12 protein-coding genes are annotated in these 19656 nt (G+C 40.7%); 6 read left to right on the top strand and 6 right to left on the bottom strand.

What is annotated here, in order from left to right:
• Positions 1 to 126: 126 nt before the first annotated feature.
• The 3 genes from ACSLUH_RS09520 to ygjK form a co-directional block, all read right to left on the bottom strand.
• Positions 127 to 1308, bottom strand: coding sequence for an EAL domain-containing protein (locus tag ACSLUH_RS09520; protein WP_448566334.1), 1182 nt, complete (start codon positions 1306 to 1308; stop codon positions 127 to 129).
• Positions 1305 to 4409: a PAS domain S-box protein gene (locus tag ACSLUH_RS09515; RefSeq protein WP_448566332.1), complete on the bottom strand. Its 3105-nt coding sequence runs from the start codon at positions 4407 to 4409 to the stop codon at positions 1305 to 1307. Before ACSLUH_RS09515 ends, ACSLUH_RS09520 begins: the two co-directional genes overlap by 4 nt.
• A gap of 320 nt (positions 4410 to 4729) precedes the next feature.
• Positions 4730 to 7198, bottom strand: a complete 2469-nt coding sequence (gene ygjK / locus ACSLUH_RS09510; RefSeq protein ID WP_448566330.1) for an alpha-glucosidase — start codon at positions 7196 to 7198, stop codon at positions 4730 to 4732.
• Positions 7199 to 7662: 464 nt separating this feature from the next.
• On the opposite strand from ygjK, the gene ACSLUH_RS09505 reads away from it, so the two are divergent.
• The 6 genes from ACSLUH_RS09505 (at position 7663) to ACSLUH_RS09480 (ending at position 16657) form a co-directional block, all read left to right on the top strand.
• Positions 7663 to 10377, top strand: a complete 2715-nt coding sequence (locus tag ACSLUH_RS09505) for a TonB-dependent receptor (protein WP_448566328.1) — start codon at positions 7663 to 7665, stop codon at positions 10375 to 10377.
• Positions 10378 to 10498: 121 nt separating this feature from the next.
• Positions 10499 to 11641 (top strand): saccharopine dehydrogenase, encoded by a 1143-nt coding sequence (locus ACSLUH_RS09500; RefSeq protein WP_448566326.1) that lies wholly within the window; start codon positions 10499 to 10501, stop codon positions 11639 to 11641.
• Complete coding sequence (locus ACSLUH_RS09495; protein WP_448566324.1) at positions 11638 to 12789, top strand: saccharopine dehydrogenase family protein; 1152 nt, start codon at positions 11638 to 11640, stop codon at positions 12787 to 12789. Before ACSLUH_RS09500 ends, ACSLUH_RS09495 begins: the two co-directional genes overlap by 4 nt.
• A 75-nt stretch (positions 12790 to 12864) precedes the next feature.
• Positions 12865 to 14343 carry a Na+/H+ antiporter NhaC gene (gene nhaC / locus ACSLUH_RS09490; RefSeq protein WP_448566322.1) on the top strand — a complete coding sequence of 493 codons (1479 nt, stop codon included), beginning with the start codon at positions 12865 to 12867 and terminating at the stop codon, positions 14341 to 14343.
• Positions 14344 to 14376: 33 nt separating this feature from the next.
• Positions 14377 to 15936 carry a tryptophan halogenase family protein gene (locus ACSLUH_RS09485; protein WP_448566320.1) on the top strand — a complete coding sequence of 520 codons (1560 nt, stop codon included), beginning with the start codon at positions 14377 to 14379 and terminating at the stop codon, positions 15934 to 15936.
• Between the two features lie 25 nt (positions 15937 to 15961).
• Positions 15962 to 16657, top strand: a complete 696-nt coding sequence (locus tag ACSLUH_RS09480; protein ID WP_448566318.1) for a SapC family protein — start codon at positions 15962 to 15964, stop codon at positions 16655 to 16657.
• A gap of 11 nt (positions 16658 to 16668) precedes the next feature.
• Here the strand turns inward: ACSLUH_RS09480 and ACSLUH_RS09475 are convergent, their stop codons facing one another.
• The 3 genes from ACSLUH_RS09475 to amaB all read right to left on the bottom strand — a co-directional run bounded on the left by ACSLUH_RS09475 (position 16669) and on the right by amaB (position 19596).
• Positions 16669 to 17310, bottom strand: coding sequence for a LysE family translocator (locus ACSLUH_RS09475; RefSeq protein ID WP_448566316.1), 642 nt, complete (start codon positions 17308 to 17310; stop codon positions 16669 to 16671).
• Between the two features lie 93 nt (positions 17311 to 17403).
• Positions 17404 to 17805 carry a DUF3224 domain-containing protein gene (locus tag ACSLUH_RS09470; RefSeq protein ID WP_448566314.1) on the bottom strand — a complete coding sequence of 134 codons (402 nt, stop codon included), beginning with the start codon at positions 17803 to 17805 and terminating at the stop codon, positions 17404 to 17406.
• A gap of 234 nt (positions 17806 to 18039) precedes the next feature.
• On the bottom strand, positions 18040 to 19596 hold the full coding sequence (amaB, locus tag ACSLUH_RS09465) for an L-piperidine-6-carboxylate dehydrogenase (protein ID WP_448566312.1): 1557 nt from the start codon (positions 19594 to 19596) through the stop codon (positions 18040 to 18042).
• Positions 19597 to 19656 lie beyond the last annotated feature (60 nt).

Below are 19656 nucleotides of genomic sequence, written 5' to 3'. Positions count from 1 at the left end.
TTGGCCATTCAATTACTGGGGGCTTTTTATGAGCCTAGGGCAACTGTCTGCTCATCTTCCATTTTCTCCTTTTGGTTTTAATCTAAACGTGCTCATCAAAGCTGTAAGGTCAAAGTTCAGCAACAATCAATTATTATAGCTCTTGAACATTTTAATAAATTCATCGGGTAATAACGGTTTAGCGATGGTATATCCTTGTACTAAATCACACGCTAATGATTTTAGGTAATTTAGGGTATCTTTATCCTCAGCTCCTTCTGCACAAACCGATATACCAAGGCTTTGCGCTAGCTGTATTAATAGTTTGACGATCACGTCAGCCTCTTTATCTTGCAGGGCATTACAGACAAACATTTTATCAATTTTTAACTCACTAAAAGGCATACGATAAAGTTCGACTAAGGAGGAAAAGCCTGTGCCAAAGTCATCTATAGATAAACCAAAGCCCTTAAGACGAAATCTCGTTAAAATTTTAGTTGTCACTGAGACATCTTCCATCGCTGCGCTCTCGGTAATTTCAAATATAATAGATGAAGTTGATAACCCTGCATTGTTAATTAAGCTCTCATAATAGTCAGGTAAAGAGAGGTCATTGAGCATTGAAGGGGATAAATTAATTGAAATATGCGGTTCACAATGATCGCTTTTCCATTGACATAAGTGTTCAATCACATTTCGAATTAAACATTCGGTCATCATTGCCGTTAAGTTTTCTGATTCAATCAATGGTAAAAATTTTACTGGCGGTAATTCACCATGAATAGGGTGACGCCACCTAACCAGTGCTTCGGCCCCGATAATTTTAGGGATAACGCCTTTTAAATAAACTTTAGGTTGAAAGCGAGGATAAAATTCATTTCTGCTTAAGCCTTGTATTACCTCTTCTAGAGTGAAGTTTTCCTTCCCTAATGGGTTGTGTAGGGCTGGCTTGTCTGTGTTTATCGAACTTAAGGCCAATTCAATCGCTTCACGCTCAATAGGTTTGCTTAAAGTGCCTGTGATTTTAAGACCTTTTGAGATGCCATAATCTCTAGCGGCATTGAGTACTCGGTTGTCATGACCACTGATGATAAATATATCCGCATGACACCCAAGCTTGTGTATCAAATCTAATGTTTGGATGCCATCAAATCCTGGCATGGCTAAATCGACAAATAGTACCGATGGCATGAACTGATTATAGTGTTCATCAAGTGCGATAGGGTCGGTTAGCACACTGGTGTCGAAATCCATCTCTTCAGCGATATCTGCGATGATTTCACCTATCATCGGTTCGTCATCAATTATCAGGGCTCTTCGATGTATCATGATGTTGAGTCCTTGGGCATTTGGGCGATACGTATTGCAGTAATGATTGCTTCTTGCAATTGGGCTTCGGTATATGGTTTGTGCAGAATAGGCTCGTTAATTTCGACAAACTGAGTGTTTTTAGGGAAGCCTGTTGTTAAGACTGCAGAAATACTTGGCTGAGTTTGCTTGGCAAAGGCCGCTAATTCGCCGCCGTCGATACCACCTGGCATGACCATGTCTGTAAACAATACGTCAATGTCAGTGTTAGATAAGATACTTTTTGCTTCGACACCATTGCTAGCGGAAAGCACATTCACTCCTATTTTTTTTATTTGAGCTTTTGCTACTTCTAACAGTTCTTCTTGATCTTCAACTATTAATACATTGATATCATTATATATTGGTGGATTTTTTTGTGTCGCTTCATTTGGTAAAGAATTTGACTTGAGCGAGCTAAACTCACAAGGAAAATATAGGGAGATATGTGTACCGATATGCTCTTCACTATAGAGGTTGATGTGCCCATTTGATTGCTTAATGAACCCGTAAACCATACTGAGTCCCAGTCCTGAGCGCTCGCTTGCTTCTTTTGTCGTAAAGAACGGCTCAAATACTTTGTTTTTTATATCATTCGGGATCCCTTCTCCAGTATCACTTATAGAAATACAAATGAAGCAGCAACTATCCGCTAACTTGTCATTTTGATGATGACGTTGGTCTAGATCTTTACGTTCAACAACAATACTAAGTTTGCCACCTTTAGGCATTGCATCGCGAGAGTTGATGGCGATATTTAAAATAGCCAACTCGAATTGGTCAGGGTCAACTTTTATTGATGGTATGTCCTTGTTAAGCAGCAAGCTAAACTCAACGTCTTCACCAAGTGTTCTTACTAACATGTCTTGCATCCCTTCGATTAATGCATCTACTTGGACGGTCTTGGGTGAAAGCGCTTGTTTTCTGGAAAAGGCCAGCAGCTTTTTGGTTAAATCGGCACCACGTTTACTGGCTGCGATAATATTATTAGTATACTTTTCAAGCTTTTGTTGTGATTTTACATGAGGTTCCATTAACTGGGCATTGCCTAAAATGATGCCAAGCATATTATTAAAATCGTGTGCTATCCCTCCAGTTAAACTGCCAATTGCTTCGAATTTTTGTGCTTGAACAAACTTACTTTCTGCCAATTTAAGCTCGGTTAAGTCGGCAAACTGGTAGATAAAATAATCCGGCTGATTATTGCGATCAAAGACTAAAGCTACGCTAGCTAAGACATCAACACTCTCACCATTTATTTTTACCAGCTGTACTTCTTCAATAAAATTTTTTGAGGTGCCAGCTAATAACTGTTTGATATGAGGTTCGAATTCTTGCCAACATATTGCTTTAAAAATAGATTTAAATAAGCGTGAAAATAGCGCAGCTCGATTAATGTTTAACAGTTCTAATAGCTGAGTATTGGCATCAATCCATTCGCCATTAGTATCAATAATAGCTAAACCAAACCTTGCATTTTCAAAAACATTTCTAAATAACGTTTCGCTTTTTCGCAATGCTTGCTCGATTTCAAGCTCGTGACTGATATCAATCATGACGGCTAAGTAACGTTTGTTTTTTGTTTTACTGGTACTTTCAAGCCGGCTGGAGAAAAGGACATCCAGTGTCTTGCCATCTCGTGTGGTTACCTTTAATGGTAGGTTAGAACAAATTTCTTTGTTGGTATTAGTCCATTGCTCGTTTAACCCATCAGATAGAAAGTCTGACCAAGTGCTGCCTATGACCTGCTCTCGATTGTAACCTAAAGTTTTTAACCAAAATTCATTAACGTAAATAATGTTTCCGTTTTGGTCGAAGCTATGCATCATGATTGGCGCGTTATTACGAGCATTGATTTGAATCGCCATGCGATTAAACGACTCAGCAAGTATACTTAGTTCGTTATGGCGTTGTGGTGGAATTAGATGTAGCTTTTCTTCATTCGTTAATGAATTGATGGCATTGGTGACATCTCTTATTGGCAAGAGTGTTCTGTATATAAAGAACATTACCAACACTCCAATAACTAATGCAGATAATATGATGATAATAATCATATGCTGATAACGCTGTTTTGCGTCATCTAATAATTTCCTCATTGGTATCTCGGTTACCAATGAGAAGGTTCTACTAGTAGTATTGTTTTGAAAGCGAAAGTCCCTTTTGATTAGGTAGAGGTTTTTACTTGCATCGCTGTAGCTAAATAAGTCGCTATTTTTACTAGGCGATTCAACAGATATCGGGGATAACAGATGTTGAGGGAAATCTCTTTGCCAAGTAATTTCTTGGTTGAACTCAAAACCAAATGTTTTTTCTGGTTCAGGATGAATAAGATAATAACCTTCACTATTCAAAAGATAGATGTTCGTGTTTGGTGAAGCATTTTCAACGAGCGAATTTATCGTTAAGCTCAGGTCTATGTTGATAATAATGATCCCAAAAATTTGACCGTCATTATCAAATACTGGGGTGGCACCTCTAAGAGTGGGTTTAAAAGGCCGTTCAATAGTGCCAAATTCTCGATTTAAATTAATTGGTGATAAATAGAATTCATTATTGCCAAGCGTTATGGCTTTTTGAAAGTAGTCTCGAAATCCTTTTTGCTGCAGATTTTGCCCACTGATAATCACTGGCTTGTTATTTTGTCGCTCGACACGAACAATCTCCCTTCCTTGCTCGGCAACCCCGATAAAGCGTATTTGCGTATATTGATGATGTGTTGCAAGAAATGCTGAAAATATAACACTTAAACGGTTTTTCCAGTCTTCCAAAGTAGAAAAGCGATCTTGGTGTTGTGTTGTGTTTTCTGAACTTGTTGCAATGATCCCTTGAATCGGAGGAGTATTCTTAAGGGTTAAAACGTCGTTCTTCAACAAATTGATGTCATTGAGAAAAAATTCACGTTTTTTGTCTAAGTGATAGATTTCACTAGACATCACTTTATCAATGAAGTGTTCGCGTTCTTGATTGACTTGGTAATAGCTGATAATTGTTGTTAATAGGAGCAGTGCTACGCCAAATAATACACTCACCTTAAACGGTATACTGTTTAGCCATTTCTTCAAAGTAGGGGAGAAAGTCATTGAGGTATAACATCCTGTTAGTATGTCGTCTTTTGTCACTCAACATAACGTAACAAAAGGCAGTAGTGCGTCTATGGACAATTGTCGAGATTTTAGTTCATTAGTTATTTTGCTTATTACTTTGTTTAAGTTAATTAAATGTTTTAGTTACCTTAGTGATAAATGTAGTCAAAAAATATTTCATAAGCATTAGTATGGTCGAAAGTAGAAATTGCTCAAGAAAATCGATTAAAAAAGATAATTCACGATCAAAGGTTGATGAGACGCATTGTCAAATCAACCTTTTAATAGGAAAAGAAAGGAAAGGCGTATAGAAGCAGTTACTTATCAATGCTATCTAGATAATAAAGCATCAGCAAATGAGCGGCACTCCAACTAAAGTTTGTTGCACCTTGTACAGCTCCAGTTTCTGGATGATAATTTTCTCGAATAGACTGATTTTCTCTTAGTCCGTGAGCGTTTGTATAAAGTTTTTTAAGGGCGTTATCAGCGTGGTTATTAAAACCATAGTTACGCAAAGCGACAATGGCAAAATAAAATTGATCTAACCAGACTCTGCCTCGCCAGTAGATATCCGGATGATAGGCAGGGTTAGATATTGCTGCGGTTGGAAAGGGCACCAAGCTATTAAACTCGTCACTTGATAGCATAGTGGTGACGACGGCATTCGCATAGGCTTTTGGTGCTATTTTTGCCCACAGCGGTGCCCAACCTTCAGGGCCTTTGCCGCGCTTGATTAGCAGTGTGCCTTGGCAAGACTGAGGAGCCCCGTTTCTAGGTTGATGTCGAGCCGAAGGATGTGGTAATTGACGATCATAATAAAAACCAGAATCGTTATCATAAAAGCATTGATTAATGCGTTTGGTTAAATCGGCAGCTTGTTGTTTTAGTGCTTGTGCTAAGCTAACCTTTCCTAACACTTGAGCCATTTGTGCGAGTTGTTGCTTTTCCAACGCTAAATAACTGTTTAACTCTACCGATTCTTGATTGAGTGAAAATCCAATAACCTGACCTGTGTCATCTTTGTTTTCTAAAAACATCACTTGCCAATCACGTTGTGCTTTTTTTACATCACCTTGGTAATTTTTTGCGGCGTATGCTTGTAATTGTTCATCATTAATAAAGCCAAATCGCGCCGCATTATCCATTCCTGATTCCCAAGCAGCACCATGTTGTGCGCCAATATCTATCGCTTGGTAATCGTGTGATTCAATAATCTCCTGATAAAGCGCATTACCATGACAACGATACCAAGAATCCTGTTGCAATTGACAAGCTTTTAGTCGTTCTTTTGAAGTCCCCTTTACCGTAAAGGAAAGCGCTCCCTGTTGATTATTATGGAGTGGATGAAGGGTTGCCCCATATTCAACTAAGCCATTTTGATCATGATCACGATTGCGATACCACCACTGATGATAACTAAGTAATTTAGGAAAAATAGCCTCGATAAAAGTCATATCTTTGGTCTGTTGATAAATTTGCCACGCTGCCCAACTAGCCAGAGGCGGCTTCGTATTCCGCTCATTCCAGTTGCCGCCAACACCACCGCGTTGTCGATCTTGGTTAAAAAATATCGCATCGATGATCATACCGCTGTCTTGAGGCCTAATGTCATCATCACTCTTTATTTGATAACTAAACATGGTATTTAGATTTTCTTTTGCTAAAGAAGGCGAATGTCGGGCGATAGCAACAATGTGTTTCCAGCTATCCCACGCCCACAATCCATTAAACCATCTAGCAGTTACTGATGGAGTGATACCACTGTGTTGAATACTGCCGGCAGGGCTTCGCCAATTACCAATGAGTGTTTCTAGCGCTTTAACCGCTAGTCGTTGTTCAGTCATGGGTTTATTTTTTGATGTAATTGGAGTTAAGTACGCTTGCCAGCGCTGGCGTGAGGTATTTATTGCCTGCACAGGAGCGCTTAATAAAGACACGATTTCTTCCTGATAGCGAGTTGCTTCTTTTTGATCATGAAAGTAACTGTGGCTAGTGTATATTTGTCTTGTCTGCTTCGGTGCTAACGTTAATGAAGTATTGCTTTCATAACGGGTATTTTTCTGATCAAAGGATGTTGATGAGTCGATTGAGCGAGTTATCTGGTACTGGGCCCCATCACTGAGCATCATATCCCATTTCAAATTCACTGGAGTAAAATTCAGTTTTAGTCCCTGTGGTACCTTACTAAATGCTGGTGCCCATTGCGGGATTTTATCCGTAACAAGTTCGGTATTACTCCATTTTTTTAGTAACTCGCCGCGCCATTGTAAAGATAAGTCAAGTGGACGGCTATCGGTATTGGTTAACGTCGTGGTAACCAAAGCGGTTCGATGAGAGACAAAATTTAATGATATTGAAACGTCTAAGTTGCTAAATTGATAGTTTAAACGTAACTGCCCAGGTAATGAATAGTGATCGCGTTTAGCACGGGTAATTGGATAATTTTCGCCAGTGGCCAAATTAGTGATGGTCAGTGCTTCAAGTTGTTTCGCGAGATAAATACCGTACTCTTGAGCGATAATCATTGGGCCTGAAAAAGCCATGTGATCATGGTTTTGTTCTGGTAATAGAAATCCATGCCAAGCGCCTAAATCAAACAATGGATTAAATTGTTGGTTTTTGTAACTGTCATACATTTTAAATTGTAGCGGTGTGCCAGTTCTTTCGAGAGTATTGGCAAAAAGCTGCACCTGATGCTGTGCACCTTGATTTTTTGCTTCTTTAGCACTGGTCCCCGTGTAACTTACCTGCTCATCACACCAAGCATTGGGTAGGGATAACATCATGCAAATCATAAAAATTGATAGCTTCGTTATATTCTTTAACAATTTTTTACCTCTATCTTCTTAACCACTAGCCCTAGGGTCTGTTGACCTTCGTTTGTTTTTTCTGCAATAGCCATTGCCCGAAGGGCTGAGGCCAAAATGGCGTTACTCTTCGTTAAAAACCTATTATTTAGCTCACTAAACTTCTAAGTTTTTGCCTTGATTAACGTCATTTTATCACTCAGCATAAATTTTAAACAAAGATAAACAGACCCTAGAGCTTAACATTAACCACGATAAATCAATCATATAATATATATGGTATATTACACAATAATATTATTTGTATGATAAATATTGCAATATTGTTTTTTGGATCATAGTATGAAATGGAACGGTGAAAAGTTCGACAGCGAAAAATTAAAAATATAAACAAATGAACAGTTAAGTTGTGTGTTCATTCGACATGACACTGGAGAGATTCAATGCCCAAAAAACAACTAAAACTCAATTACCTATCCATGTTGGTAATGTTTAACCTTGGTGTGGCTACAAATGTTCAAGCTGAGGAAGTTAAGCAAGAAACAGAAAATGATATTGAAAAAATAACCGTCACTGGCATCCAAGCAAGTTTAATTAAGTCGATGGATATCAAACGCTCGTCTGATGGTGTCGTTGATGCGATAGCAGCTGAAGATATCGGTAAGTTTCCAGATCAAAATGTTGCCGAATCATTGCAACGGATCTCTGGTGTTGCAATTGATCGAGAAGGCGGTGAAGGACAGTTGGTTAGTGTTCGTGGTCTTGGCCCAGAATTTAACTCGGTACTCGTCAATGGCAGAACTATGGCAACGATCAGTGGTGGTCGTGCGTTTAGTTTCGATACGCTGGCGTCTGAGTTAATTAATGGTGCAGAAGTACATAAAACCCAAACCGGTAAACTACAAGAGGGTAGTATTGGTGCCACCATTAATGTTACGACACATCGTCCATTATCGTTAAAAGATTTTAAAGTTGCTGGCAGTGTTAAAGGCACTTATGACGAAATGTCAGGGGAAACAAACCCAACTTACTCGGGGTTTATCAGTAACACCTTTTTAGATAATACCGTAGGTGTGCTTGGCTCCATCGCGGTAAGTGATCGAGACAGCCGTTTTGACTATGGACAAACCGCAGGTTATATCACCCATCACACCTTGAATCTCGATGATGGTACTTTTCATGACAATATTTTTTTACCTAGAAACTACGATCAAATCGTGCAAACCGAGCGTCGTGAGCGAACAACAGCTAACTTAATCTTACAGTATCAACCTAATGAAGATTTGTTGATGACAGCTGATATGCTCCATTCAGAATACGATGTCAGTTATCGTCAAGATATCCTCGCACATTGGTTTGATGGGGCGAATATTGTCGATGCCACGCTAGATGAAAATCGCACCGTGGTGAAACTTGATTCGGCGCGCACCAGTGCAACTGACTATCTGAATCGTCTATCATCAAGACCAACAACGACCAAAGCCTTTGGTTTTAATACTGAATGGACAGTCAACGACCGTTTATCGTTTGTTGCTGATATTTCTCATTCCGAAGCTGAATCATTAAATGGTGGCAGAACCACTGATACCGTAGCTGGTTTTATTAACGCTTATTCATTTGATAACAGCACAGGTTCTTCAGTACCTCAATTAAGCTTTACTGAAGATTTAGATCCAAACCGGGTTAGTTCTAACTGGGCAAGTAAATTTGGTAGCGACATTAGCGATGAAATCACCGAAATAAAACTTGATGGTGAATATATTGTTGATAATGGTGTGCTATCTAAAATTTCGTTTGGCGGTATGCATTCAGATCGTACGTTAGCAACCACATACTATGAGACCAATTGGCGTGTCAGTGTTGCCCATGGTGGATACCCAGAGGGAATGGTGTTTCCAGAAGGGATGTTTACGATTTTTGACTCTGATGGATTCTTATCTGGCGCTGGAGCCGATACTGCTAACCAATGGTTAATGTTCGACTCGTACGAGTTTATGGATTTTCTGTTAACTGACGATGCCATTAATGCCTCAAGCGATCCTCAATGGACACGAGATGTCATTGCAGAATATAACGGCTTTGATGTTCATCCTGATTCTACCGCTTATGACGTAAATGAAGAAGTGAGCGCTTTATATACTGATTTCCATATGTCTGGCAGTGTCAGTGATATGCTTTGGAGTGCAGTTGTTGGTTTACGTTATGTCGAAACAACCACAACGTCTTCTGGTTCGACGATAGCTTTGTTAGATTTAGTTGATCCAACCAATACTGGTGATTATCAGCCGGTAGAAAGTGATGACTGGGTTCCTGTCTCAGAAAGCTACACGTATGATAATTGGTTACCGAGTATTAATGCCAACCTTGAAATTCGTGAAGATTTAATCGCGCGTTTTGCTTATTCAAAAAGTATCACCAGAGCAACATTAAGTGAAATGTCACCAACGGTATACTACGGTGGCGGTAAATTGGATGCCTTACAAGCAGGTGGCGGTAATCCAAAATTAGACCCTTATGAATCAACCAATGTTGATTTGAGTTTAGAGTGGTACTTTGATGAAAATAGTTACGCAGCAGTAGCTTATTTCAGTAAAGACATTGATAACTTTATTGACAGTGGTATATCAAAAGAAACCGTAGATCTTGCCAGTGGTTCATACGAATACACTGTCTCTCGTCCAATGAACTTAAACAGTGCCACTATTGATGGCTATGAGTTAGCTGTTCAGCACAGTTTAACCTACCTGCCAGCGCCTTTTGATGGACTAGGGTTTATGGCCAATATGACTTTTGTTGATAGTGAGTCAAGTGCCGATACGGTTGAAAACCCATTACCACTTCCTGGGCTTGGAGATTCTCAAAACTTAATTTTATTTTATGAGAAAGATGCCTTGCAGTTTAGGGTTGCCTATAACAACCGTAATGAGTTCATGCAATCTACCAGCAACTGGGCAGGTGGTGCGCCTATTTACGTAGAAGATTATGCGCAAGTTGATATTAGTGGTAGCTATGACATCAATGAAAACTTCAGTGTTTTTATTGAAGGTATCAATGTTACCAATGAAATCATGTATAAACGTGGACTCTATAAAAACCATGTCTTAGCCATTATCGAAACAGGCCCTCGTTACTCAATTGGGGTACGAGCAAATTTTTAATCGATAAGTTGTGTATTTTAAGGCAAAGGAATTGCCTTTTCTCGCCAAGTCCCGTTCTCAGTGCATAAGGAATATCGCTTAACGGACTTTTATTTCACATTAACACATTAGAAAGAACATTATGTCCCATCCTCATTTTTGGCTAAGAGCCGAAACTAAGCCCAACGAACAAAGGGCAGCACTAACACCTTATGGCGCAAAACAGATGCGCGATCTTGGTTATATGGTAACGATAGAATACTGCGAGCAAAGAATTTTTCCAATCGAAGCTTATGAACAAGCAGGTTGCATTATCGCGCCTAAAGGCAGCTGGATAAACGCTCCTCAATCCGCCTACATTATTGGGCTTAAAGAGTTGCCCGAAGCCAATGAACCCTTAGTTCATCAACATATTTATTTTGCTCACGCTTACAAAAACCAGCAAGGTGCAGCGCAATTATTAGATCGCTTTAATCGCGGTGGTGGTACGTTGTTAGACTTAGAGTACTTGGTGGATAACAATCACCGCAGAGTCGCCGCTTTTGGTTATTGGGCTGGCTTTGCCGGTGCCGCATTGGCGGTTTGGGGCTGGGCTAATCAGCAAGGTGCCAAGCTACCATTAGCGCCACTAAATGCGTTTGAAAATCAACAGGAATTAGTAAAACAAGTCGCTAATGCATTGGCGCAATGTAAAGTGTTACCAAGGCTTTTGGTCATAGGGGCAAAGGGGCGAAGTGGTAAAGGTGCAAAAGCATTAGCGGATTTATTAACGTTAGACACTATCGGTTGGGATATTGAAGAGACACGCAACGGTGGACCGTTTAGCGAAATTAACCAGTTTGATATTCTGATCAATTGCGTCATGATTAATCAAGCTTTGCCACCATTTGTCACAGAAGCCTCTATTGATTCTCCAACGCGCCAGTTATCGATGATTGCTGATGTCAGTTGTGATCCATACGGAAGTTACAACCCGATACCTTTATACAAACGGTGTACGACATTCTCTCAACCTATCATCAATCTCATTGAGCAACCTAAACCGTTAGCGCTTATTGCTATTGATCATTTGCCGTCTTTGTTGCCTCGTGAAAGCAGTGAAGATTATGAACAACAACTTTTACCGCATTTACTCTCTATTAAAACCGATGACAACCATGTTTGGCAGCGAGCACTGGATTTATTTGAGCAAAAGCGTCGCGATATTGAGCCAGCGAAGAGGAATTCTTCAACACAGTTAAATGTGCCAAGCGCATCAAAAACACATCAAGAGGTGAACGCGTGAATAAAACGACAATTCATTGGTTAGGGGCCGGCTTATCCTCTTTGCCAGGACTTAAAACATTAGCGCAATCTGACAAATATCGTTTGATTGTTTGGGTAAGAGATCCAGAAAAAGTCGCTGCAAACCTAACAGAATATGACATAGAAACAACTATTCACCAGTTAGACTGGCAACACTTTACTCAAACTATTGGCCCAGGAGATATCGTTGTCTCTATGCTACCGGCAACGGAGCATGTTGCTGTTGCAAGATTGTGTCTGACACGGGATGCACATTTTGTCTCTAGTAGTTATATTTCGCCGGAAATGGCCAACCTTAATGAACAAGCAAAAGCCAAAGGGTTATGTTTTGTTAATGAAGTTGGCTTGGATCCAGGTATTGATCATCTATTTGCTCATTTGTTGGTTGATCAATATCGTCATAGTGATGATTATGATCCATCACATCAGGTAACGTTTCGTTCATACTGCGGTGGGGTTCCCAATATTGCGAACGATTTTAAATATAAGTTTAGCTGGTCTCCGCTAGGGGTTCTAAAGGCATTAAAGTCCCCGTCAAAATGGATAGAGAATGGTCAAACATGTAGTGCTAATGCGCCATGGGAGTCATTGCGAGAAATATTTATCGAACCTGCGAATGAATTATTTGAAGCATATCCTAATCGTGATTCACTACCTTTCATTGATGACTATCAATTTGATCCTGATTGGCCGATTGATGAGTTTGTCCGTGGAACTTTGCGTTTAAGTGGTTGGTCTTCAGCGTGGCAGTCATTATTTGAACAAGTGAAATCGATTGACCCGGTAACTCAAGAGTCAAAGCTACGCGATATATCAGAAAAGTTAGAGCAAAAGTACGCTTACCAAAATAATGAAGCAGATCGCGTCGTACTTTTTGTACAGCTTACCGCCAAGCAACAAGGAACAGTTAAATGGCAACAAAGTTACTTTATTGATGAAGTGGGTAATGAGCACGGACAAGCGATGGCAAGGCTCGTGTCCCTGCCGGTTTTGATGGCAATTGATGCGGTGGTTGAAGGGACAGTCCCAAGCGGGGTCACACCAGCACCACGTGAACCGGCATTGGTTAATCAATGGTTAGATAAGTTGGCTAAAACCGGTATTGAAATTAAACACACGAGAAAATAAACAAACGCTTACCTAGCTTTACTAGGTAAGCGTTTTTTTTACTTATTGTCATTAAAAGGTGTGAAGGAAAATATAATGAAAAATAACAAACTCCCGACCTTGACAGATGCATTATTACCTATTGTTTTCATGTTGATGTTGCTATCGCTGTCAGTCTATTTTTTTGGTGATGATTCATCTTCTGGACCAAATCAAATCGCCTTATTGCTCAGTGCTGGTGTTGCTACGCTTGTTGCCCTGAAAAATGGCATTAGCTCAAAAGCGATAGAAGAGGGCATCACTCAAGGCATTAGCATAACGTTAGGGGCTATTTTAATTTTATTGGCAGTCGGCTCATTGATTGGTACCTGGTTACTTTCGGGAACGGTACCGACAATGATTTATTTGGGTTTAGCGTTAGTTGAACCATCGCTTTTTTATGTGAGTTGCGCGATATTGTGTGCGTTGGTCGCCATTAGTATCGGCAGTAGTTGGACTGTGGCGGCAACCATCGGTGTTGCATTGATGGGCGTCGCAACCGGATTAGGGGCGAGTCTTGCCATCACTGCAGGCGCGATCATTAGTGGGGCTTACTTTGGTGACAAACTTTCGCCATTATCTGATACCACAAATTTATCTGCAGCTGTCGCTGGCAGTGACCTTTTCACACATATAAAGCATATGCTGTGGAGCACGATTCCCGCATTTTTAATCAGTCTGATTGTTTTTTATCTATTGGGCAATTCACTCAATGACTCGATAGATATGACCCGAATTGCATCGCTGCAAGCGGCACTAAGTGATAAGTTTTTTATCGCTTGGTATTTATTATTGCCATTAGCGGTTACGTTAATGTTGGCAATGGCAAAGTTTCCCGCTTTACCTGCTCTGGCGATAGGCGCATTAACTGGGGGCTTATGTGCGGTGATTTTTCAACAGCCATTAATTTTAACGTTAAGCGAGCCAGAGTTATCTCCGCTGAGTGCCAATATTAAAGTGGTTTGGCAAGTGATGTTTGCTGGACTTAAACTTACCACTGATAACACCAGTGTTAATGACCTACTCAGTGGCGGTGGCATGGGGGCTATGCTCAATACCATATGGTTAATTATTAGTGCGATGACCTTTGGTGCAGTAATGGAGAAAGCAGGATTGTTGTCATTGTTAGTTGATCGATTACTCGCATTTTCACAACGTGCCAATAGTTTAATTATTTCCACTATTGTGACTGCTTTCGGTACCAATTGTATCGCGGCTGATCAATACATTGGTATCGTTATTCCGGGGAGAATGTATAAGGGCCGCTATCAACAACTTGGCTTAGCTCCTCAAAATTTATCTCGCGCACTTGAAGATGGCGGCACCGTTACCTCGGTGTTAATTCCTTGGAACACCTGTGGTGCTTACATGCAGTCGGTCTTAATGATCAATCCACTTGAGTATTTTGTCTTTTGTATTTTTAACTGGTTATCACCGTTGATTGGCATTGTTAGTGCGCTTGTTGGTTTCAAGATAAAAAGATTGATCAAGGCAGATAGTAAACAAACAAGGGTCCAACAGGCTTATGTTTCTTAATCGTATCACGGCACTTAAATTAAGGAATGAATAATGGATAATCTGATTAAAAAAATTGTTGTTGTCGGTGGCGGAAGTGCGGGGTGGTTAGCCGCGGGTACTTTAGCGGCCAAAAACATTGGTGCAGATAAACCACTCTATGACATTGTGCTGGTTGAATCTCCAGACGTAAGTACCATAGGTGTCGGTGAAGGCACCTGGCCGACGATGCGCGGCACGCTTAAAGTGATGGGCATCGATGAATCTCAGTTTATTCGTGAATGTGATGTTGCATTTAAACAAGGGGCAAAATTTGTTGGCTGGGTCAACGGTCAAAAAGGTGATTTTTATTATCATCCTTTAGAGCTACCTAATGGGTATTTTGATTGCGATATGGCAAAAGCGTGGTATCAACAACAACGTGACGGTAACTTTTCGCCAAGCGTTTGTGTACAAGAGCATTTATGCGAAGCCAATATCGCGCCCAAATTAATAACAACACCTCAATTTGCAGCCATTGCTAATTACGCCTATCACCTTGATGCAGGGAAGTTTGGTGAGTTTCTCAAACATCATTGTATTAATAAATTGGGGGTGCGATATGTTCGCGATCATGTCACGGGAGTGAATGCTTGTGCAGACACAGGTAACATTATCAGCTTATCGACCCGCAAGAGCTGTGAGCTACACGGTGACTTATTTATCGACTGCAGCGGTAAGCAAGGGGTGTTGATTGGCAAACACTATCAAGTGCCTTGGACCAGCAAAAAAGACGTGCTTTTTATTGATAAAGCGATTGCCGTGCAAGTACCTTATCAAGAGACCGATACTGAAATCCCGCCATATACCGTTTCGACGGCACAATCGGCAGGTTGGATTTGGGACATTGGTTTACAATCTCGTCGTGGTGTTGGTCATGTTTATTCTAGTCAGCACAGTGATGAATCACAGGCGTTCGCTGAGTTACATCAATACTTGAAGGCAACAGGGATAAGTGATGTTGACCATTTATCGTTTAAAACCATCGATATTAATCCTGGAATTCGCGAAAAATTTTGGGTGAACAACTGCGTAGCGGTTGGCATGGCAGCCGGTTTTCTTGAGCCTTTAGAAGCTTCGGCTTTAGTCATGGTTGAGCTTGCGGCCGCAGCGATCAGCGAATATCTGCCGGCGGATAAACAGTCGCTGACCATTTTAGCTGAGCAGTTTAATGAAAAGTTTCATTACAACTGGCAGCGTATTATCGACTTTCTTAAATTGCACTATTTGGCAAGTCAGCGCAACGACACGTCATTTTGGAGTGATAACCGTTTAGATAGCACCGTGCCGGATACGCTGAGAGCACTCCTGGCGATGTGGCAATATCGGGCACCATCTGAGTTTGATTTTGGCCACAAACGCGAAGTCTTTTCTGCGGCAAGCTATCAGTACGTGCTTTATGGCATGAAGGTCATGCCTCACAGTATGCCGTCAGCGAATACAGATAAACAAAAGATGATGGCACAGCGTTTTCTTGAGCAAACACAGCAGCAAATACGTCAATTTCCGCTGAAATTGTCTAAACACCGAGCGTTATTGAATACCTTGAAGCATCATAGCTTTCAGGCACTTTAACATCGATATAGATAAGGGAATTTTTATGATCTCACTAGAACCTTTAAATAGAGAAAAACATCAAGCACTTAAAGTGGATAACACGCGGGTAGCGGCTACTATTGAGCATATGCATCTTGTTGATGTCTTTCCCAACGAAGTCACCTCTGTTGCTAAAGAGCTACCGATATTTTTTATCAAAGACAATCATACCGGACAATTTAACTTAATTGCCTTGATGGGGCTGAGTCTCGATGAGAATTTAATGGTCGAGAATGGCGTTTGGCAAGGACGTTATTTGCCACTAAAATTGGCCACCCAGCCACTCTTTTACCACTATTTAAATGAAAAGCCCGATGAAGTGAGTATTGTCGTCAATACGAGCGATGAACGACTACAGGCTAACCATGGACAGCCATTGTTTTCTCATGGGCAAGCATCGCCGTATTTAACGAATACAATCGCCCAACTCAATAATATTGCTTGCGGTTATCAAGATGTTGATAGCTTGGTTGCTGAGCTTCTAGCATGTGATTTACTAGAGTCAGTGTCTTTAGAGATTACCTTAGATAATAGTGAGTCGCTTAGACTTGAGGGCCTTTATACGATAAATGAAGCTCAATTGCGCCTGATAGAAAAAAGTGAACCTTGGATTTCCCTCGTTGAAAACATGATAGTTTCGCAGCAGCATGTCAAACGATTAATTGAACTGAAAAATAGCCTAATACCTAAAAGCAATTAAAGTAAATCATTCTAGGGGAGTGGTACCTCTTTTCGCTTTATCAGTGCGATGGCAATGCCCGAACTGATAAACGTTAAACCTGCTCCAGTGTTTAGGTGTTGTGCAACCTTAGGTTGATGAATTAACCAATGACTTAATTTTGCGGAAAAAACACCCATTAGCGCGAATCCGCAAGTGGTTAATAAAGCAAACCAGCTACCAAGCAATAGCATTGAAACTGACACTGAATTTGCCTCTGGAGAAATAAATTGCGGGATAAACGCCAATACAAAAATACCGGGTTTGGGGTTTAATGCAGCTGAGAGAAAGCCGGTCAAAAAAATGTTTTTCAATGGAAGTTTCTCACTAGGTGTTACGGAAATAAGCTGTTTCGATCGAAGTACTTTTATCCCAAGCCACAATAGATAAGCGGCACCAACAAACTTTACTAAATAAAAAGCAATAGGAGATGTTTGAATAAGTAATGTTAATCCTAATGTTGCTGCTAAAACATGGAATAATATCCCCGCACCAGAAGCGCTTGCTGAAATAGTTGCTGCTAATTTGCCCTGAGTTAATCCGCGGCTAATCGCTAAGATATTATCGGGACCAGGAGAGATAACCAGTAATAGGCACGCAAGCGTGTAGGTAATAAAGATTTCTGTGGTAAACATAACATCCTTGTTTGGTGTGCTGTTAATATTACTTAACTAGACTATCGCTAACGTTAATAGTTCATTTTTCAATAATACATTTGTCTTTCGTCATTATGGCGAAGCGGTTAATTGATAATCAAATTCATAAAAGTGCTTTCCATCGACAATATTAATTGTCATCGTGCCACTAAGGCCTTTAAGTTGCTCTGTACCTGAGTCGGGGATCACTTCTAATATTAACCTGTCTTGACCTTTATCCATTATGCCAAAATGTTGCAATATAAAGCTTCCTTTCGCTCCGGAAAGAATGCCCTTAACTTGTTCAATAGCTACGTAACCTGCAGAGCCTTGCGTTGTGGTCATGGCGCTTAACATTTCACCTTGGCTGGTTGCTTGTAAGTCCCCGAAAAACGTTTTATCTATCGACATACGCGCAAGTTTCATATCATCTTGAGCTGTTGCATAGCTTTCTATTGGCTGAAGCTTTACCTCGAACGTGCCGGTGATTTTCATTAAATGTCCTTGTTTATTGGAATTTTTCGATAGCGATTAGAGCAAAGCTTTTATCTGTTAGCAATAACAGCGATGTTAACGTATGTAACAACAAAAAAGACTAAGGGCGTGTTGACCTCTCGAGGCTAATTTTGCAATTAAAAAGACTAAGGGCGTGTTGACCTTCCGAGGCTAGTTTTGTAATAAAAAAGGCCTGGTAACCCCAGGCCAAACCGCAATGCATTAGGTCGACAATTAAATGTCGAATTTTATGCCTTGTGCAAGAGGAAGTTCTGTTGAGTAGTTAATGGTGTTGGTTTGGCGGCGCATATACGCTTTCCATGCGTCAGAGCCAGACTCTCTGCCACCACCCGTTTCTTTTTCGCCACCAAAAGCGCCACCAATTTCAGCGCCTGATGTACCGATATTAACGTTGGCAATACCGCAATCAGAGCCCCAATGAGAGAGGAAGGTTTCACATTCGCGCATGTTATTCGAAAATATAGCTGACGAAAGACCTTGCACGACATCATTTTGAAGTGCAATAGCATCGTTTACATCGCCTTTGTATTTAATTAAATAAAGGATAGGGGCAAAGGTTTCATGTTGTACAGTATGGTAATGATTTTCAGCTTCAACGATGGCAGGTTGCACATAACAACCCGATTCATAACCTGCGCCAACAAGTGGTTCACCACCACATAATAATTGACCACCTTCTTGCTGAACCGATTGGATAGCTGCCATAAACGCTTGCACAGAATCTTTATCTATCAGCGGGCCAACATGATTATTTTCATCTAATGGGCTACCGATGCGCAGGCCGTTGTAAGCGTTAACCAGTATTGTTTTAACTTGCTCATAGATACTCTCGTGAACAATCACACGTCGTGTTGTTGTACAGCGTTGTCCGGCGGTACCCACAGCGCCAAAGACAATGGCAGGTACGGCAAGCTTTAGATCCGCATCTGGTGTGAGGATCATGGCATTATTGCCACCAAGCTCGAGAATGCTTTTACCAAATCGCGCAGCAATCTTTTGACCGGCATGACGACCTACTCTTGTTGAGCCGGTAACTGATACTAGGGGTAGGTTTTTATCCTCTAGCATATCTTCGCCAATAACGTTGGCATCACCAATTACAAGTGAAAATATGCCTTCTGGCAAATTGTTATCAACTAATACTTGCTTGATAATATGTTGACAAGCAATTGCTGTCAGTGGCGTTTTTTCAGAGGGTTTCCATACGGTGGCGTTACCACAAATCGCTGCGATCATCGCATTCCAAGACCAGACAGCGACAGGGAAGTTAAATGCTGATATCACACCAACAACGCCTAATGGATGATATTGGTCATACATGCGGTGCATTGGTCTTTCTGAATGTAATGTTGCGCCATTGAGTTGCCTTGATAAGCCAACAGCGAAATCACAGATATCGATCATTTCTTGTACTTCACCAAGGCCTTCTTGTAGCGATTTGCCCATTTCATAGGAGACAAGCTCACCGAGTGATTGCTTAAACTCCCTCAGTTTATTGCCAATTTGACGAACAATTTCACCACGCTGAGGTGCGGGTGTTTTGCGCCACGTTAAAAACGCGTTTTTTGCCGTGTTGATCACTGCTTGATAATCATCGGCATTACACTTATAAACACTTGCAATAAGGTTACCATCAACAGGGGAGTGGATAGTAAACTGGCCACATTCAGTGTTTTCTAGCCAATGGGTTCCGGTTGAGGCACCAAAATTTTGTTCGTTGATACCTAAGCGCTGTAAAAAATCCATAAAATCCTCTGTATTTCGCGTCATTGATTTACGTTATTAAACTTGTAAAGCGTATTTTTTTAGTTGTTGTTAAACAAATTGAGT

It is taken from the genome of Thalassotalea ganghwensis (assembly GCF_053485795.1).
This window is presented reverse-complemented; position numbering and strand designations above follow the sequence as displayed.